Source organism: Neobacillus niacini, assembly GCF_023715415.1.
Lineage (GTDB): Bacteria > Bacillota > Bacilli > Bacillales > Cytobacillaceae > Neobacillus > Neobacillus niacini_C.
On the sequence record NZ_JAMBOB010000014.1, the window covers coordinates 48,335 to 66,354 of the forward strand.

Annotated in this window: 15 protein-coding genes; 5 read left to right on the plus strand and 10 right to left on the minus strand. The window is 40.5% G+C overall.

Annotated elements, in window-relative coordinates; genetic code table 11:
- Positions 1-77: 77 nt before the first annotated feature.
- From M3189_RS23710 to M3189_RS23730, 5 genes are all read left to right on the plus strand, one after another.
- A complete protein-coding gene (locus tag M3189_RS23710) occupies positions 78-1,742 on the plus strand; it encodes an AAA family ATPase (protein WP_251638742.1) in 1,665 nt (554 codons plus the stop codon).
- Between the two features lie 21 nt (positions 1,743-1,763).
- Positions 1,764-1,991 (plus strand): DUF2997 domain-containing protein, encoded by a 228-nt coding sequence (locus M3189_RS23715; RefSeq protein WP_251638744.1) that lies wholly within the window; start codon positions 1,764-1,766, stop codon positions 1,989-1,991.
- Positions 1,992-2,720 carry a hypothetical protein gene (locus M3189_RS23720; protein ID WP_251638747.1) on the plus strand — a complete coding sequence of 243 codons (729 nt, stop codon included), beginning with the start codon at positions 1,992-1,994 and terminating at the stop codon, positions 2,718-2,720.
- A 101-nt stretch (positions 2,721-2,821) separates the two neighbouring features.
- The gene (locus M3189_RS23725; protein ID WP_251638749.1) at positions 2,822-3,574 is read left to right on the plus strand and encodes a ComEA family DNA-binding protein; all 753 of its coding nucleotides are present in this window, start codon (positions 2,822-2,824) and stop codon (positions 3,572-3,574) included.
- The gene (locus tag M3189_RS23730) at positions 3,574-4,173 is read left to right on the plus strand and encodes a 4Fe-4S single cluster domain-containing protein (RefSeq protein ID WP_251638751.1); all 600 of its coding nucleotides are present in this window, start codon (positions 3,574-3,576) and stop codon (positions 4,171-4,173) included. Before M3189_RS23725 ends, M3189_RS23730 begins: the two co-directional genes overlap by 1 nt.
- A 284-nt stretch (positions 4,174-4,457) precedes the next feature.
- On the opposite strand, the gene M3189_RS23735 is transcribed toward M3189_RS23730, so the two are convergent.
- From M3189_RS23735 to M3189_RS23780, 10 genes are all read right to left on the minus strand, one after another.
- Positions 4,458-4,715, minus strand: a complete 258-nt coding sequence (locus M3189_RS23735) for a hydrogenase maturation nickel metallochaperone HypA (RefSeq protein ID WP_251638753.1) — start codon at positions 4,713-4,715, stop codon at positions 4,458-4,460.
- Positions 4,716-4,720: 5 nt separating this feature from the next.
- Positions 4,721-10,780: an InlB B-repeat-containing protein gene (locus tag M3189_RS23740; RefSeq protein WP_251638755.1), complete on the minus strand. Its 6,060-nt coding sequence runs from the start codon at positions 10,778-10,780 to the stop codon at positions 4,721-4,723.
- A gap of 48 nt (positions 10,781-10,828) precedes the next feature.
- Entirely contained in the window at positions 10,829-11,521 is a 693-nt protein-coding gene (locus M3189_RS23745) for a hypothetical protein (protein WP_251638757.1), read from the minus strand.
- Positions 11,522-11,535: 14 nt separating this feature from the next.
- Positions 11,536-13,212 (minus strand): serine/threonine protein kinase, encoded by a 1,677-nt coding sequence (locus M3189_RS23750; protein ID WP_251638758.1) that lies wholly within the window; start codon positions 13,210-13,212, stop codon positions 11,536-11,538.
- A gap of 15 nt (positions 13,213-13,227) precedes the next feature.
- Positions 13,228-13,995, minus strand: a complete 768-nt coding sequence (locus tag M3189_RS23755; protein ID WP_251638760.1) for a PP2C family protein-serine/threonine phosphatase — start codon at positions 13,993-13,995, stop codon at positions 13,228-13,230.
- A gap of 18 nt (positions 13,996-14,013) precedes the next feature.
- The gene (locus tag M3189_RS23760) at positions 14,014-15,255 is read right to left on the minus strand and encodes an FHA domain-containing protein (protein WP_251638762.1); all 1,242 of its coding nucleotides are present in this window, start codon (positions 15,253-15,255) and stop codon (positions 14,014-14,016) included.
- Between the two features lie 28 nt (positions 15,256-15,283).
- Positions 15,284-15,589: a WXG100 family type VII secretion target gene (locus tag M3189_RS23765; protein WP_251638765.1), complete on the minus strand. Its 306-nt coding sequence runs from the start codon at positions 15,587-15,589 to the stop codon at positions 15,284-15,286.
- Between the two features lie 31 nt (positions 15,590-15,620).
- Positions 15,621-15,926 carry a WXG100 family type VII secretion target gene (locus tag M3189_RS23770; protein ID WP_251638766.1) on the minus strand — a complete coding sequence of 102 codons (306 nt, stop codon included), beginning with the start codon at positions 15,924-15,926 and terminating at the stop codon, positions 15,621-15,623.
- Between the two features lie 274 nt (positions 15,927-16,200).
- Entirely contained in the window at positions 16,201-16,416 is a 216-nt protein-coding gene (locus M3189_RS23775) for a hypothetical protein (RefSeq protein WP_251638768.1), read from the minus strand.
- A gap of 11 nt (positions 16,417-16,427) precedes the next feature.
- On the minus strand, positions 16,428-18,020 hold the full coding sequence (locus tag M3189_RS23780; protein ID WP_251638771.1) for an Mbeg1-like protein: 1,593 nt from the start codon (positions 18,018-18,020) through the stop codon (positions 16,428-16,430).

The window sequence follows — 18,020 nt, forward strand, 5'->3', positions numbered from 1 at the left end:
TATAATAGTATAATCATGGAAATTTCACTAAACAATACGAATACAAGTAGCAAGATGCCAAAAGGAGATTTTAGGAAATGACTGGAGAAAACATTTCTGATTTTAAAATAGTCTTATCAAACCTATTAAAAGCTAGATTTCCCTATTTATATATATCTACATGGGAAGAAGAACGCGCAGTAGACGTGATCCGATTGGTGGCTTCCAACGAACGTCTAATCAAGACAACACGTAAAGTCTTTACTTGGAGTGTCACAAAAGGGTTATCTGAAAATGGTCAAAAAGGAAAAGAAGAAACAAAGGCCCCCCTCAAAGCACTCGATTTTATTGAGAATTTTCAGGAGCCAGCCATTTTCATCCTAAAAGATTTTCATGTGTACTTCGGTGCACATGGCCGGCAGGGTGATAATCAATTGATAAGAAAAATTCGCGATCTCTTACCGACATTGAAACAAAGCCCGAGTCCTAAGAACGTGATTTTTGTCAGCCCAAGCCTAGTACTGCCAGATGACTTACAAAAAGATTTGACGATTGTCGATTTTGACCTGCCCAACTTTTCTGAAATTAAACTGGTATTAGATGAAATGATTTATGCGAACCAGAGCAGCGGCAGAATTGTGATTGACCTTGAAGACGAAGAAAAGGAACGACTTGCAAAGGCTGCTTTAGGATTAACACTGCATGAAGCGGAAAATGCATTTGCACGTGCGATGGTAGAAGACGGACGTTTAGATATAAATGATGTCGAGGTTATTATTGAAGAAAAGCGGCAGATTATTAAGAAATCAGGAATTTTAGAATTTATTAAAAGTGACCTGAAAATTGAGGATGTCGGCGGACTTGAAAATCTCAAGCGCTGGTTAAAAAAACGAGACAAATCCTGGCTTGATTCTGCACAGAAATATGGACTTCCTGCTCCTAAAGGAGTACTGATCACAGGGGTACCTGGCTGTGGGAAAAGCTTGATTGCAAAATCCATCTCTGCGATGTGGCAACTTCCTCTTCTACGCCTAGATATGGGGAAAATTTTTAGCGGAATTGTCGGAAGCAGTGAAGAAAATATGCGCAAAGCGATTCAAACCGTTGAGGCCATCTCTCCTTCTATTCTGTGGATTGATGAAATTGAAAAAGGATTTAGCGGCCTTTCCTCTGGTGGAGATAGCGGGACATCAAGCCGAATTTTTGGGACCTTCCTTACATGGATGCAGGAAAAAACCAAACCAGTTTTTGTCGTGGCGACAGCCAATAACATTCATTCGTTACCGGCAGAGTTACTGCGTAAAGGACGCTTTGATGAAATTTTCTTTGTCGACCTCCCTACGATTAAGGAAAGAATGCAAATCTTCCGAGTACATATGCAAAAGCGGTTAAAGGATCCTTTCGTCATTGGACAATTTGAAATCAATGAAAATGTACTTGAAAGATTGGCTCAGATGACCGAAGGCTATGTAGGAGCGGAGATTGAACAAATCGTCATTTCTGCTTTGTTTGAAGCATTCTCAGAAGACCGAGGGATTGAATTTGGCGACTTTGAAAAAGCCATCGTTACTACAGTTCCCCTCTCCATCACCCAGGCAGAGCAAATTCATTCCATTCGAGAATGGGCCAATGTTCGTGCCGTCGCAGCTACACCAAAGGAAGACCGTGTCGAGTACAAAAGTAAAAAAGAAGTCGTCTTATCCCCTCCTCCACAAGATGAAGATGTCAATATGGAAAGAGGCGGCAGAGCGGTAGATTTTTAACTAGTAAGGACGGTGTATAAAATGTCAAAGCAATTACGAATACAAATTTTCCAAGACGGTCAAATCCAAGCAGAAGTGCTAGGCGTGAAGGGGAAAAAATGCACTGATTATATCTCCTTGCTTGAAGAACTATTAGAAGCAGAAATCATTGAATCACAATATACCTCTGCTTACTACGAAACAGAAGAAGTTCATGTAGAGGATATACAAGCACACTCCATTACGATAAACAAAAAGGGGGGTAACTAAATGTCTGTGTCATTGGCTTTAATTCCAATCGCCCTCACCCTTCGCGCCGTAATGGGTAAGGACCAATTCCATAACTGGGTGGATTCCATGCAAGTAAAGGTGGAGACAAGTTTTGAAAATGAACAGGATCTACTACAGACTCTTCAAAGTGCTGGGTATGATGCGCAAGAATTTGGTGGATCGATTAAGACCCATTTGAACGGGGAAAATCAATTTTTCTTTTGGGAACGTATCGATGGCAAATGGCATGCTATTTTTGAAAAAGGGAATTCAGAAAAAGACATCCAGCAATTTATGCAAGACCTGGAACATCATTCACAACGAAAAATCTTTACTGGTGAATATACCCCAACTGTGCTTGAAAAAGAACCTGCACATGTTTTCCCTACCAATTTCCGAGATGGAAACATTTTAACTCGGACGTTAAAAGAATTCGGTGTCAACACCATTCAAGGGAATAATGGTGATATTTCCTGTACCGTACAAGGAACTCATTTAACGTTTCGACAGAATGGAGAATCTCCTTTTTCGGTTGAAATTAAGAATGCACCAAGTTTGCAGGATATTTATATGTATATCTCTGATGTAGATGATGAATATAAGCGATGTGTACAGGCATTGGTATACGAAAAACTAAAACAAAGAGCGGCAGAGAAGAATTTAAGTGTTGAGTCGGAAGAAGTGCTAGAAGATAACTCGATTGTCATTACGTTAAATATCCAGGGCTAAACGTAGCCTTTCTTTTACGATAAAAGGGTTAGTCCGATTTCACCTCTGTTGTGCAAGGGATGAATCATAGAGTGAGAGATTTTTATGGGAGGACACATAGTATGACAACAAAACCGAAGGGGAAGTTCTGGAGGGCTAGGAAATCTTGGTGGATTTTATTAACCTTTACGATTGTTTTTAACTGGCTTGCATTTTTCATTATCGGCTTTAAAGTAAAACATAAAAAATGGAAAATGTATGGAGCTCTTTATTCCATTCCTTTTATCCTCACCATGGCATTCGGAGACCGTTACGAAACAACTGAATGGCAATGGGATTTAATTGGTTTTTCTCTGGTAGGGGGATGGATCGCTTCCATGATTCATGCCTTCCGTATTCGTAAAGAGTACTTGTATCGATTAGAAGCAATTGAATTAAGAGAACCTTATGAGGATTATAAATTACGAGGTCAAATTCAAGCAGAATATGGAGTAAAGTTCAACCGCACTCCACTAGAGCAGCCGCCTACTCCACAGCCCTCATATGTGGAGCAGCCAAAGCCAGTCTTGCAGAAAGTTCCAACACAGCCTGCTAATAATCTTCCACCTACTCAGCCAGAGCCGCCTAAAACGGAACCTATTGATCTGAATAAGGCTTCAGAGTTCGAACTTGCAGGGTTGCCCGGTGTGGGTCCTATCTTAGCAAAAAAGGCAATCATGGAACGTGAAAGAATCGGAGGCTTCCAATCATTGGAGGACTTCTCACAGCTGTTGAATCTAAAACCGCATCACGTTGAAAAGATACGCCCACTTGTGGTAGTGGGACCGCCACAAGTTGCTGCACAAAAACGATCTGGACGGATGGTTGATTTTTAATGAAGCTACGCATTCACCAATTTATCCCCTTCACCCGTGTGGAAGGTCCCGGCGAAAGAGCCTGTCTTCAAGTTCAAGGCTGCCCGATTCGTTGCTCTGGTTGTGCAGTCCCTTTCACATGGTCCACAAAGGGTGGGTACGATGTAACCGTCAAAGAACTCGCTCAAAAGATTCTAGATGGCCCAAAGGTAGAGGGGATAACCTTTTTAGGTGGCGAACCTTTTGAACAAGCAGCAGCACTTTCACAATTGGGTGCCACTTTGAAGGAAGCGGGGTTATCGGTCATGACCTTTTCTGGGTACCTGCTCGAAGATATTAAGCAGGGTAATCGAAAGGATTGGAATGATCTATTACAAGTAACAGACCTTTTAATTGATGGCCCTTTTGTAAAAGAAAAACGTGACCTCAGCCGGCCATGGGTCGGGTCAGTCAATCAAAGATATCATTTTCTAACTGACCGCTATGCTTATTTAAAGGATGAGTTAACGAACACTCCGAACCGGATGGAAATCACGTTAAAACCAGATGGACGTGTCTTTGCGAACGGGATGGCGACCATTGAGGATTTAGAAGGGTTATTTAATGAACTAATAAAATAGATTTAGAACCGCGGACCTCGGATAGTCTGCGTCAAAATGCCGGGATAAAGGTTTTTCCTCGGCATTTTTTTAATTCCAGCTCTACTGCATTGACTCAAATTCCTCTCATACCATCGTTTCGGGCACTCCAGGGCCTCTGCATTAAAATATGAATCTGTTAATTGTTGATTTTCCTATATATAAGGAAACGAATAAGCGAAAATACTCCGCTTATTTTCCGAACCAAACCGAAACACCCCACACACAAAAAAAATAGCTGTCGAGATTTCCTCGACAGCTAAAGGTTAACCCTTTAATCTTTGTGCCTGACAGCTAGGGCATGCACTTTGACTTGAATCATATTGTTTCCCACAGTTACGACAGAATACCACTCCAGATACTTTTGCATGCTTTTGTTCTTTTGAAGCCGCAACTTGTGTGGAGGCCTCGACTACATTTGATTTTTTCTTCTTTACCATAACAATCACTAAAACCATTGTAATCAGGTTAACAACGAAACTAGCAATGGTTAGCCAATTCCATAGGGTAAGATTTTCAAACATCCTTGTTAACCTCCCATTACTTCATTTTCAGGTTCTCGGTTGTGATTCTTTTGTCTGCGTAAAATAACCAATGCGGAAATGGCCAAACCTAAACCACCTACCCCGCCAAGTGAGCCCGCAAACAATGGCTTATTGTTATACCAGCGGACAAATGGGTTCGTCGATACAAGCAATTCTCTCACTTCTTTCGATAGTTCATTGCCAGCTGCATCGACTGCTGTAATTTTAACATTCTGCAAGTCGTTCGAGCTTCCAATCGCAAATGTGAAGTTCTCTCCATCTGCATGGTGCTCCACTCGTTTACCATTTAAATAAATAGCAGCATCGTTCAGAACAAGATTGTCCTTAATGGTGACAGAGACCACTTTTTCCTCAACTGGATATTGTTGACCGTTCTCTAAATCAATTGGAACAATAACAGGAGCAGTCTTGTCGATACCAAATGTAACTTCCGCTTTTTTGACTTCATCAATGTTTTCATTAATGTTACCAGCTGCATCCTCTGAGTAAATCGCAACGGTGTATTTACCATCGGCAGCAAATAAATCTTTCTTCACCACATACTTGTATTGACTCCAAGTACCTTCACCACCGGTTTCGGATACGGAGTAATCTGTTCCTGCAACCAAATCATGAGGTGTACCATTTTTCGTCATCTTTACCTTAATGGACTCTTTCTTCAAGCTATCAACATTTGTTTCTGTCAAGATTACGTCTTGTTCCTTCTTCACATACTTACCTTCAATCGCCTTCAAACTTTCATCAAAGGTATAAACAGAACCAAAACGGTTCACAGAGAACATGATTGTTTGCGTCGATACATTTCCTGCAAAGTCAGTAAGTGTGGCTGTTAAGGTATAAAGATCATCATTCTCTTTGACTTTTTCAAAGTTATTGAACGTATAAACTTGACCGTTTGCAGCATCTGCAAAGCTTCCGGCTAATGCGACATTCCCTTTATTCGAACCTTTTAGATTAATCGAAACTCCACTCTTATTAAAATTTGTATCAGAATAAGAGATGACGGGAGCAACATCGCCATTATTAGCAGACTTGTCTGCAACACCTGTGATGGCAAGCTTCGGCACTGTTTGGTCGACGATGAATTGATCCATAGAATAATCCGCAGCCACATTTCCTGCCATATCACTATAAGCAATATCAAAGCTATATGCCCCATCAGCAGCATAAGAGATCGTAGCTGTGTGAACATCTCCATTTGTAGACCAGCCGCTAATTTTCGGGAATGCAATTGGATTGCCTCCGTCTGTTGCGGTGCCTGTCACCTGAATTCGACCCGTTTCAAAGTTATGCTCTCGAATTGAAATCGTTGCAGTTCTGGCATTTTTATAATAGTGTCCGTTTGCTGCTGAATTGTTGTTGTATGCTACGTTAATGACAGGTATGGTTTTATCGATTGTAAACTTATGCTGGGCGAATGGTGCTGCCTTATTTCCTGCCATATCACTGTACGCAAGATCAAAGGTGTAATCTCCATCTGCACTGTATTTCACGGTTGCAGTATGAGTGGTTTTGTCTGGGTCTTGAGCATTTGCTTTTGTTGACCAGCCCACAACTTCAGGGATACCACCATCTGTATTCGTAATACGATGGACCACATCTTTTGCATCAAAGTTACGCTCGGTAACCACAATCGTTGCGATACGATCTGCCTTGAAGTAATCAGCATTCTGCGCATCGGCACTGTTGTTATTGTACATAACTTCCATTGTCGGAGCAGTCTTGTCGATGCTGAAATCAATAAACTCTTCCGACGTGTTACCTGCTTGGTCCGTGATTTTCACTTTGACCACAATACCATTACTATTATTCGTTACAGGCAGGGTTTTGGTCATTTCAGTGACTAAATTCTTATCTGTCTTCTCTTTATTCCAGCCTTCAAGACTCCCAGCAAGTTGGCCGTCTTTATTGATTTCAACCTTGCCAGTTTTATTATGAGCCGTATCATAAGGAGCCACAACGGACCATTCCACACTTGCCAGACCTGAATACGTATCGGTTACCCTTACCTTCACATCTACATTTTTGTTATAAAAATCTTTATTTTCCTGATCCTTTAAGGTTGTTTTTTCTGCTGGTTCAATCTTGATAGCAGATGTATCCTCGTGTTTTTTCTCATTTTCAATAACCGTACCTTTTGGTGTAACAAACTCGCTGCTGTTGGTAACGTGGTCTGTCGCTTTGGCAAAAATCTGACCTTTAAAAGATGCCGGAATCGTAAATGTCACTTCATCATTCGTTGAAATACCTGCAATACTTCCAATACCACTCTGCTCTATTTCAGATAGTGAACCATTTGACTGTAATGCATAGTATTTACCATTCTCGTAATCTTGCAAATAAATAATCATGGATTTAACGCCACTCGCTGCCATGCCACTTTCTGCTTTATCTTCTGCTGTTACGGTAACTTGCGTTGTTTTTTTGAAAAACAAACCATATTCCGTTAACTCCACACTATGGAATGGAGACTTTTGTTCCTCCGTATTTTCATCTACGGCACTAAAATGGAACTGCGTGATTTCCGGAAGTTTTTTATCGATATAAATCGTTTTTGTTACTTTGGTTGGATCTTCACTATTTTCAAGATTCTCTAGCAGATTTCCGGCATTATCACTTGCCTCTACAGAGATATCGTATGATCCATCTTCATTAATTTGTACGTCTGTTGTATGAACAGGATCTAACGCCTTCGTCGGTACTAACTCACTGTCATACTTATATTCTTTTTCAACACCGTTCACCTTAACTTTGGCATCCTTAATACCAGATACGATATCTGAATTGGTATCTTGGACGTTAACTTCAAAGGTTACATCATTGCTGTAAAAGACTTTACCAGAGGTCTCCTCCACATATGGAGTTACGCCCTTATCGTGGGTTATCTGAATATCAGCAGTAGGAGGTGTTTTTTCAATCATCACTTCGTCATTGCCCTCTGCTTCGATATTGGAATTTCCTGCGTTAACCCGATAGATTTTTTGATTGTTGACATGGTCTGTGACGACTACATCAAACGTTCCTTTAAAGCTTTCAACATCAAGAGTAAATGTAGCTTGTGCATTCATGCCATCTCTTTTGATGTCTGCTTCTAATTTAGTTACTTCCTGGTCCTTTGATGATGTAGCATTGACATATAAATCTTTGACGCCAGAAATATCATCTTGTACCTGAACAGTAATCTCCATTCTTTCATTGAAGAAAGTACCAAATGTGAGGAAATTGATTGCTTTTGCAATCTCGCTATCATACGTAGGATCAAAGGTAATCGGTTCACTTCCATTTAGCTTTGGCTCCTCGGTATCCAAATAAATCGTTTTTCCCACTGCGGCAGTATTGCCCGCATTATCCTTCACATTGGCATACACATGGTAAGAGCCATCTTTCCCAATGTCTATTCCCGCTTTGTTTAAGTCCTGTGTGGTGAAGGTATAAGGAACCTCATGGGTTTCTTTATCACGATAATCATCATTTTTGTAGTTCTTATCACCATTCGAATCAATCGTAACGGTACGAACACCCGATTGCTGATCACCCACAGCGACATCAAATGTAACATCACCGCTGTAAATTTCTTTACCAGACTCCTCTACATATCTTGTTACTTTGCTTTCATCGTGTTTCACCGTAATGTTTGCATCTGGAGCAATGGTTTCGATCATCACTTTTCCATTTTCCGCAACCATATTGGAGTTCAAATTCGTGATTGGAATAGAGGTTAGACGATGAACATTGTCAATCACTTCTACGGTAAGAGTACCTGCAAAATCTTCTTCAAGAGTAAATGTTGCCTCTGCCTTTCCTTCCCCTCTATCGAAGTCCTGTATCCAAGCCTTCGTTTCCTTGCCATTCGCCGAATTCGCTTTTAAAATAATGCTTTGAATCCCGGAATCAGCATCTTTCGCCTTAACAGTAACCTCTATCTCCTCGTTAAAGAAAGTTCCAAAAGTAAGGAAGTTAATGGCCTTCGCATAGAAACCATTATTCTTCGCCGTTAATGTAACGGCTTCTTTTTCACCATCTAGTTCTGGAGCAGTTTTATCAATGTTGATAGCTACTTGCTTAACTCTTGATTCATTCCCCGCTTTATCAACACTCCAAATGCTGTAAACACCTTGGTACTTCTCATCCTCCGTTTGGAATTTAAATTGATTTGTTTCAGCATCAAAATCTGCCTCTTTACGGTTTTCTTGCGCGTACTCACCCTTACTATAGTAAACCTTATCAATAGCAGTCGAGTAAGGAACGCTAAATCTGCCAATACTCTCTTCACTATTATCGATTGTACCGGAAACTGTAACAGCACCGCTAAACCAGAGAGAATCTCCAACTCTTTCTTTATCCTTACCGGTTAGCTGCAGTTCCTCATTTACTTCAGGTGCTTGCTTATCCATTACTAGATATAAGTTTCCAGGCAATATAACCCACTGCTCATTTTTCGAATAAAACAGTTCCTTTGTTTTAACGTTCAAGTAACTGATTTCAATCGATTGATTAAAGTTATACTCAGATACCCATCCATAGTTAATTCTTAACCGATTATATGGGTCTACAGGTACTAATTTTAAGTTGGCATTTTTTGAATAAATGTACAAGTTTTCACTTTCGCTTCCATTTGTACGTTCCTTTTCAATTAAAGATCCCGTAGTAGGGATAACTTCCATATATTGTCCCCATTGTCCATCAGAGAACGGGATGAGTTCAAATGAAACTTGTACAGTTGTATCTTTTGTAATGTTTTTTAGAATGTAGGTAAAGGTCCCATCTTCATTTTCAATAAAGTCCTCAGAATCAAGTGGAATACTTGAATTCGCTACAAGTATTTCCTTCACTCGGTAGGATTCATCAGGTGTGATCGTAATAGCAGCTTGACCGCCATGTTCAATCTCAGTATCTACGGATGAAACACTGCCATGTTCAACATAGTCACCATTGTCGTCTTTTTCCTTTGTGACAGAGGTCGTAACTTCATGCGTATTAATCGCAAATGTTACGGTAACCTCCATATTTCCCTTCACATTTGTGATGGTGTAGGGAAATTCTTGCGTGCTTTCTTTCACATATTCCGGGATATCTACTTCGATTGTATCTTTTTTATTTCCTGTGTTAATGGTAATGGTATCAACATGGTAATTAGGATTGGGAATCGCTTTAAAAGAAGCGTCTTTGCCATGTTTTACTTCTACCTTGCCGCCATCTGAAGTATAAATGGTTCCAAACTCATTTGTCTTAAACGTAATACTATACGTGTTCGGTTCAAACTCCACATCAACTCGTTGATTTTCTGTCACAGTAGAGATAGAAAAAGTATGATCCTTTGTTGAATTTGTAACCTCTGTCGGCAGGGGAAGTTCTGTTACTTCACTACCTTTTGTAATTTTAATACTCTTAATATGATTACCAGCACTCGGAACGGCCGTATAAGATACATCTGATCCATGTGTGACAGCATCAGTCGTTAATGGAAAAGTATCCTTTTTAACAATCCCCTCGGCCGCAGCATAGTTAAATTCAATCTCATAGGTTTTCAAGACAAATTCTACTACAATCGTTGTTTCTTCAGAAATAGCAGGAAGTTTTGTAGTGTAACCTAGCTTTTCCTTCCCAGAAACTTCTACTGCATCGTTATGACCCATTTTCACAGACTTAATTTCGGAATTTGAATCCGGAGTAATGGTTAACTCAACTTCTGTGCCTTCTAAAACAGGAACGGGACTTGTGGTATATTCTGTTCCGTCCATTACCACTTTACCGGAGCCTGTTCCGATAGGTTCAACACTTACATTATAGGTAACTGGCTCAGGATCTTGAATTGGTCCAGGTTCTTGAATGGGCCCAGGTTCTTGAATTGGCTCAGGTTCTGTTTCTTCAGCAGCCAAGCCATCACTATTTTGGGTTACTTCTTCTGTAACCTCTAGTGGTTCTTCCCCATTTTCTGCATATACCGGCAGGCTGGTTCCCATTGGTATTTGATTGGTTACGAGCAAGATGGCAAGTATCATAGCCAGAATGCGCTTGACCTTTGATGCCTTTCTTTTAAGCATTTGTTTCTCTCTCCTTAATGAATGAAAATCATGTAGTTTGTGAAAATCTTAAATGACTTCATTTGAATGAGTGATTTTTATATCCTTCACAATCTTAAATTCAACCGCAAGCGGCACAGTAACATTCTCATAATCTACTTCCCCAGTGGCATTTAAAACCGTGGTTCCACTATCCTCTGCCAAAACTACCGTACCTTCATACAGTACCTCTGTTTCATTCATCAAAATTTCGGTACCTTGTTCAAGTACTTCTGTTTCATTCATCAGCAGTACTTCTGTACCATCACCATACATTTCTTCAACCTGTAACATTTGAGAGTCCTGAATCAGAACAGTCGTAGCCTCATTCATCATTGCCAGGCTTCCCTGTTTGACCTCTGTTGGCAGGCTTTCCAGCACAGTCGGACGAGAGGTTTGCGCCGTAATTCCTTTATTCTCTAACCCCTCAGAAAGTGCAGATGGTGTCCTTCCGGTCCTGCCTGTTCTGCCGAATCGGGTACTAACCGGGGCGGTTAGGGTACCTCTTTCCACATTAAATGTGCTAGGCCTATGTTGCTTATTACCGGTAAGTTTGTTCTTTTCTCGAATTTCCTGTATCTGTCTCGCGGCCGTTTTACCATTCAAATCACCAATAATCGCGGGAATGTTCATTTTAAAAAACATAAAAACAACCACGATCAACAAGATACCACTAAGGGAATATCCGACAATAGAAATGAGGTTCCACGTTGATGCATCCATTGTAATTCCCCCTGTCAATTCCGATATGCTTTATCGATTTCCAGAGATATCAAATCAAAACGATCCACTACCTCATTTTTTATCGCTATCGTTTTGTCTGTTGATACTTCTACATTATTGGTGCCTTTTTTTACGGCTTCCACAACAGAACGAATATCACTTTCTGTTATCCCGTCACTTTTGAATTTCCTTGCATACTGCTCGACAGAATACATCGTTAATCGATAGAGTTCTAACTGAACAATTTCACTTTCATCATCAATCAGCTTGATCAAGTCTTTGATATTTTCCCAGTAAGGTTTATATTTGCCCTTATCAGAAGCCTCTTCAACCAAAATATTAATATCTTGATTAAATCGGCCAATATCTCGGTAGATAACGGCCATTTTGTAAAAATCAATATCTTTAGAACCATAGCGTACAGCATCATCAAACCACTTAACCGAACTAATCATTCTAGTAGTCTGATTATCACTAGTTTCACTTTTTCCATAGTCATAGTAATACCAATATGCTTTACCAATTTCAAAAGCAAGATTGGCATACGCAGGATTTTCGTACAAGTCCATTAAATGGGGACCCATTTTCTTTGTGAGTTCTTCTTCCTCTTCAACAGAAAAAGAAGCATTATTTTTATAGACTTCTACCAATTCCTCATAGGCCTTTGTTTCTGTTGGTTTTATATCAATTGCCTTTAAATAATTGTCAACTTTATTGGTATCAGCACCTGCTGCCCTGGCATTTTCAAGCTTCGTCATGTAATCATCATTCGTTTTTTGAACACTCATCACTTGCCCCATAATGCCAACCAACAAGAAAAGAACACATGCCCCGCTTACTAGACTAAAATTGCGTAACCTTGCTTTTTGTTTTGCACGATAGTGATCATCAGCCTCTTCATAATGATTCAATGCATATAACAACTCAGCGCAAGATTGATAGCGGTCATCCGGATTAAGCTGCGTGCATTTTTGAATAATTTTTTCCAAACCGCCGGATAAATGTGGATTCCAATGCCGAATCGGATATAACTCGTATGGGGGTTCACTAGGATTCTGCCCTGTGACCAAATGATAGAGTGTGACCCCAAGACAATAGACATCCGTTCTTGCATCTGTCTGCCCTTTGCCGCCGAACTGTTCAGGTGCCGCATATCCCTTCGTTCCCAAGCTCACCGTATCCGCCAAGTTTTGCTCCTTGTATTCCCTGGCAATCCCAAAGTCGATTAGCTTGAGATTGCCATCCGGCCTTAACATCACGTTTGCAGGCTTCATATCCCGATAAATAATAGGAGGATCGCATGTATGTAAGTAATCCAGCACCTCACACAGCTGCTTGGCCCATTCAATGACTAAATCCTGAGGCTGTGCTCCATACTCCTCCAAAATCCTATTCAGCGGTTCACCTTCAATATAGTCCATGATGACATAAATCACATCGACATATTCGATGATGTCTACAATACGAGGCAGCGATGGATGGTCAAGCTTCTTAATCATATTGGCTTCGTCAATAGCGCTTTGAATGAAAATTTGATTGTTCTTTTCACTATAGGTTTTTTCAATTTCTTTTACTGCCCACTGTTTGTTGAGACGTTTGTCCATCGCAAGGTACACCTTTGACATACCGCCTTGACCAATCAGCTTCAGTATTTCATATTTACCTTCTACAACTGACCCAATTGCTGCCAAAAAAAATCCCCATCCTTATAGAATTTTAACAAGCACAAGTGTGATATTATCGGTTTCTCGTCTTTGCTTATTAAGTTCTACCATCTCTTTTGCTTTGTATTCCATGATGGCCTCATCCCTAAGGGACGCTGGTGAGAAGGCATGATAGATTTCAGCCTCCGAAATCATATGACGGAACCCATCTGAACAGAGCAAGTAAACATCTCCCCGTTTCGGCGTCCCAGCCAGAAACTGCGGCTCTACTAGTTTAGAAGCCCCGATACATTGCAAAAGAACATTTCGACGGTGATCACTCTTGGCTTGCTCTGGCGTTAGGGTTCCTCGTCTAACCTCTCTTCCGACTACCGTCTGGTCATCGGTCAGTACCTCAAGCTTTTGGTCCAATCGATACACGCGCGAATCTCCGACATGACCAATCAGCATAAACGTAGAATCGATTAGTAGCAATGCTGTCAAGGTGGTTCCAAGCTGAATTCTTACTCTTCTTCCATACTCTCCGATTCTTTGATTTTGCTCTTTGATGATCCGATCCCAGCGATATTTGATTTCATCCATATCACCATGTGCCAGTTGTACGGGAAGTTCCTGTTCGAACCATTCTGAAAAGGCATTGACAACACTTGCAGAGGCAACTTCACCTTTGGAAAGACCGCCCATGCCGTCACAAATGACCGCAAGGACCACCTTTCCAAATGATGTATCTGCAACCTTCACACATAAACTGTCTTGATTGGTTGCTTTTTTGATCCCGATATCGCTATATGCTGCTGTTAAAACTTCCATATGGAGAACCTTCCTTGCTTAGATGTAAAAAACAAAGTCTTCATTTGCCAACCTTAGTTTTGTTCCAGAGAAAATCTCAATCTCTTTTTCTACTGGAATCACTCGTCCTTCTACATACGTTTTATTTGTCGAGTTATGATCGATAATATAATAACGATGATCCTTTGTAATAATATCTGCATGACTTCTGCTAATAGCATTGTTATTGGATATAAAATAATCACAATACCGACTTTCCTTTCCAATCCGGAAAGAGGGCTTATCTACAGTGATTTTTTCTTCTGTTTTTTCTCTTATTAAATAGGGGAATGTTGGTTCCTCACCACTATCTGCACCAAGCACTGTGGTACCAGCATCATAAGGATCTGCACCCAAAACGGTTGTTTCACTAAAACTTTGTGTTTCGGCTCTTTTCGCGGCAGGCTCTTGAACGACTGTTCCCGAAACTTGTGTAGGATTAGGAGGTATTGGAGTTTCAGCCTTTTCAAAAGGCATGCCACAGTAAACACAAAACTTGGCACTTTCCACGCTTTGTTTTCCACAAGAAGTACAAAGCTTTGAAACTTCTTCCTTTACCTCAGGAGCGCTAAACGGATCATAGGCAATCGGAGTTTTTTTAGACTTTCCATCTTCTTGCTTGGCTGTTAACCGATTACTATCTCCAATATTGTTTGAATCAGATGGAATATAAGACTTGTTTTCTACCCTTTTACCGATAATTTCAAAGAGTGTTTTTTCAAAGCCGTTAATCGAAAAAATCGGGTTGCTCTTAAAATAAAGCAAATACTTGCCTATATATCCGTGATCTTCGTGTTTCGTAAAAACAACACGAAAGGGCAAATCATGGAAAAAATCCGCCAAATCAGTTGGATGTTGGTTATTCACAATCGGCCAGAAAATACATTGTATCTTTTTCGTTCTCGGATCAAGAAAAATAGAATGCCAATCGAACATAAGATTATTAACATTCATTAAGTTCTTTTCACAATCTTTCACAATGGCAACAAGTTGTGTGATGACATCCAAAAACATTTTCTTGCTGACAACACCACTAAAATAGGTTTGCAGCGTTGTCATCCCAACGATTGAACTAGTTAACACTGTCCCCTTTTTTTTAATTTCTGCCTGAACCGGAATTAGATACTCAAATCCCCCCCTGGCAATGGCGTTTAATTCACGATCATTGATCGCTTCGGGATGTAGTAACTTATTCACAACACTATAATTATTTTTGCGCAGTTCAATGGTTGTTTTACCCATAACTATCTCCTGAATCTAAATTCTACTCTTATAACCAATTGGCTCGATTTACTGCTTTCGATTGAGCTTCCTTGTATTGGCTTGCTGCATATCTTAAAAAGTTCGCATAATTCTCTAATGCCTTTGCCATATTCTTTGATGTAGAATCATTGTCATCCACCTGATTCCACTGGAGTTGGAACTGTTTTGAATCCGTCCCCTGCCAAGTGGTTCCAAGGTTCTTTATTTCACCCTCAGTGGCTGACATGTTTCTTTTATGACTTGATAGGTAGGTATCAATGGCATCTGCTGCATTCTCAAATTGACTATGGTTCACTTTAATAAACTGCCCCATAAGACATCCCCCTCCTGAAAATGGCTGATTTTTATTTAAACAAATCTGCCAAAAATGTGTTCACTGTTTCTGTCTGTGTGTAACCGGGATCAACCTGCTGTTGCAGGAATTTAACAAAATTATCCATGACAGTATACCTTGGTTCATGAAAATTACTTTTTATTTTATAGAAGGAATCCATCGCTTGCTGTGCAGCCGTACTGTCCCATGCACTATTTAACGTTCTCATGGCAGCTTCCACGGGTGAAAAATCATCTCTGATTCTATTATTATAGTTAGCAATATTTTGGGCAGCCGCAGCCACACGCCTGGTATCTACTTTTATTACATCAGCCATTGTTATCCCTTCTTTCAATATAGTATTGAATGTGGACTTCACTTTGTTGGAAAAATAAGCGGAGGAATTCCGGTTATTTTGGGAAAACCTTATAAAACCTTATAAATAAGCGGAGTTTTTCCGCCTATTTGATTCAAATCGTTGGATTTGGGCTCATTTTGAACAGTTAACCGGAATATCTCCGCTTATTTCTGCTACTTAAGCACCCTCTAACCTCAGGTAGCCGGAATTTCTCCGCCTATTTAAATCCCCAAACCAGCACGAGAATCAATCATTACGCTTCTTTCACTTTAGAGGTATCAATATTACCTAGTTTTCGTTTTACTCCCCTATAGTGGTCCGCAATAGACCTGAGTTTGGCGGCACATTTTTCATTACCGATTCCTTCAAAGCTCCGATCGATTCCTGATGCAATACTTTCAATCTCGTTAATGATGTCTTGAAGTTCTTGTTTAATATAGTAAAGATCATGCTGCCCATTGGCACTCATGGACACTCCCCCTATCCCAGCTTATTGATAATCTTCCGTTCAGCAGATTCAAAGTCTTCTAATGTTTCTTCTAAATAATTGATACAACGATTAATTCTCCAGCTTTCACCTGTCATCAAATCGGCCTGCATCAAACTCCATAAGTCCAAGAGACCTACTTTGGAATAAAGGGCATCCATTCTGCGGTCAAGACTGTTCAATCTTCGATTAACTGTGCTTAAGCGCTGAGCATATTCTGAAAGTCTTTGAGTATCAATCTTGATGTACGGATGGCTGCTCGCATATCGATAACCTGGGTTGAAAATTTTTCTCGCCCACGAAGAAAATTCAGTGAACACTTCCACGACTTTGGCGATAACTTGATTGATGAACTCTTCCGCCATCTCGATACCCTCAAGCACCGCAGCAATAACAGTCGTGACACCATCAATCAGTTTTTGTACCATATCTGCCGTAAAGGATAGGGCGTCAAGGATAAACGGGATTAACACTTCCCCAAAAAACTCCGGATTGATCCAATAGACGACCGCAAGAGTTGCCGCGATTAACACTGTCGCAATCAAGACTGTCGGGTGTGTGACAAGAAAAATCGCAACTTGCGCAATGAACGCACCGGCCAATAGTTTCTTTTGACCATCAGGAAGAGACATGAAGCCTTCCACTGCATGAATAAAGGAGTTTGCTACTCCAGAAGGCAGTTCATCCAGTTCCCGTGTAAATCTGCCAATGCTTTCGGCAAAACGATCCATTTCCCCTCTAATGACACGGCCATGTTCGTCAAAGCCAACAAATGTCATACTATGTTTAGCAGTTAATGGCCCTAAGCCATATTCGCCATAAACATTACCTTTTGTTTGAAGCGACATATAATTTGAACCTGGAACAGGACTTAAAATGGCCCCTACTAATGACCATTGATAATGGTCCATTTTCCCGGCCATATCCCGAATTCCCTGTGCAAAAAGAGGATTCGTTAGAAACTCCTCGGCGAACCCGGGACCATCTCCATTTAATGCCTGGAGGATTTTTGCCCTCATTTCCGGCGGTGCTGTTATCGCCGCATAGAAAGATAAGTTCCCTCCGAGTGAGTGTCCTGCTGTGGCATATGCATCATAGTTATAATGAGAATTGATATAGGTCATATATTCAGTAGCAATCCTCTGCTGCTCGACACCGACACCCTCATTGATCATTTTAAAATCCGTATTAAGCCAGTCTTTTTCAAACTGATTGCCATGAGATTCACTGCCTCTAAATCCAACAACGGCATTATTCGGGCTCGTTTCAATTAATAGACCATAAAATCCGGATTGGTTGTTGTCATCATTTACGTCAACAACCTTCCAATTACTGTACTGCGAATTAGGCGACACGAAGCTATTATATAGATCCATATCTCCTTGAGCTCTTGTTGCTTCAATAGAACCAGGCTCTGCACTGGCCAGTTTGTTTTCCAAGGTTTTCTTAATCTCGGGTTTTTCTTTAAGGATATTTGCCAAGGTAGGTTCGATTCCTCGCTTGGTCAAAAGGGAGATATCCCTATCACTAATTTCATAATAAGCAAGCTGCGAGGCGACAAAAAGATCTTGATCTGAATGTGGCAT

Coding starts and splice junctions, on each gene's coding strand:
- M3189_RS23715 (WP_251638744.1), top strand. CDS start 1,764: ATGTCAAAGCAATTACGAATACAAATTTTCCAAGACGGTCAAATCCAA.
- M3189_RS23775 (WP_251638768.1), bottom strand. CDS start 16,416: ATGAGTGCCAATGGGCAGCATGATCTTTACTATATTAAACAAGAACTT.
- M3189_RS23740 (WP_251638755.1), bottom strand. CDS start 10,780: ATGCTTAAAAGAAAGGCATCAAAGGTCAAGCGCATTCTGGCTATGATA.
- M3189_RS23745 (WP_251638757.1), bottom strand. CDS start 11,521: ATGGATGCATCAACGTGGAACCTCATTTCTATTGTCGGATATTCCCTT.
- M3189_RS23770 (WP_251638766.1), bottom strand. CDS start 15,926: ATGGCTGATGTAATAAAAGTAGATACCAGGCGTGTGGCTGCGGCTGCC.
- M3189_RS23730 (WP_251638751.1), top strand. CDS start 3,574: ATGAAGCTACGCATTCACCAATTTATCCCCTTCACCCGTGTGGAAGGT.
- M3189_RS23780 (WP_251638771.1), bottom strand. CDS start 18,020: ATGCCACATTCAGATCAAGATCTTTTTGTCGCCTCGCAGCTTGCTTAT.
- M3189_RS23720 (WP_251638747.1), top strand. CDS start 1,992: ATGTCTGTGTCATTGGCTTTAATTCCAATCGCCCTCACCCTTCGCGCC.
- M3189_RS23760 (WP_251638762.1), bottom strand. CDS start 15,255: ATGGGTAAAACAACCATTGAACTGCGCAAAAATAATTATAGTGTTGTG.
- M3189_RS23735 (WP_251638753.1), bottom strand. CDS start 4,715: ATGTTTGAAAATCTTACCCTATGGAATTGGCTAACCATTGCTAGTTTC.
- M3189_RS23725 (WP_251638749.1), top strand. CDS start 2,822: ATGACAACAAAACCGAAGGGGAAGTTCTGGAGGGCTAGGAAATCTTGG.
- M3189_RS23765 (WP_251638765.1), bottom strand. CDS start 15,589: ATGGGGCAGTTTATTAAAGTGAACCATAGTCAATTTGAGAATGCAGCA.
- M3189_RS23755 (WP_251638760.1), bottom strand. CDS start 13,995: ATGGAAGTTTTAACAGCAGCATATAGCGATATCGGGATCAAAAAAGCA.
- M3189_RS23710 (WP_251638742.1), top strand. CDS start 78: ATGACTGGAGAAAACATTTCTGATTTTAAAATAGTCTTATCAAACCTA.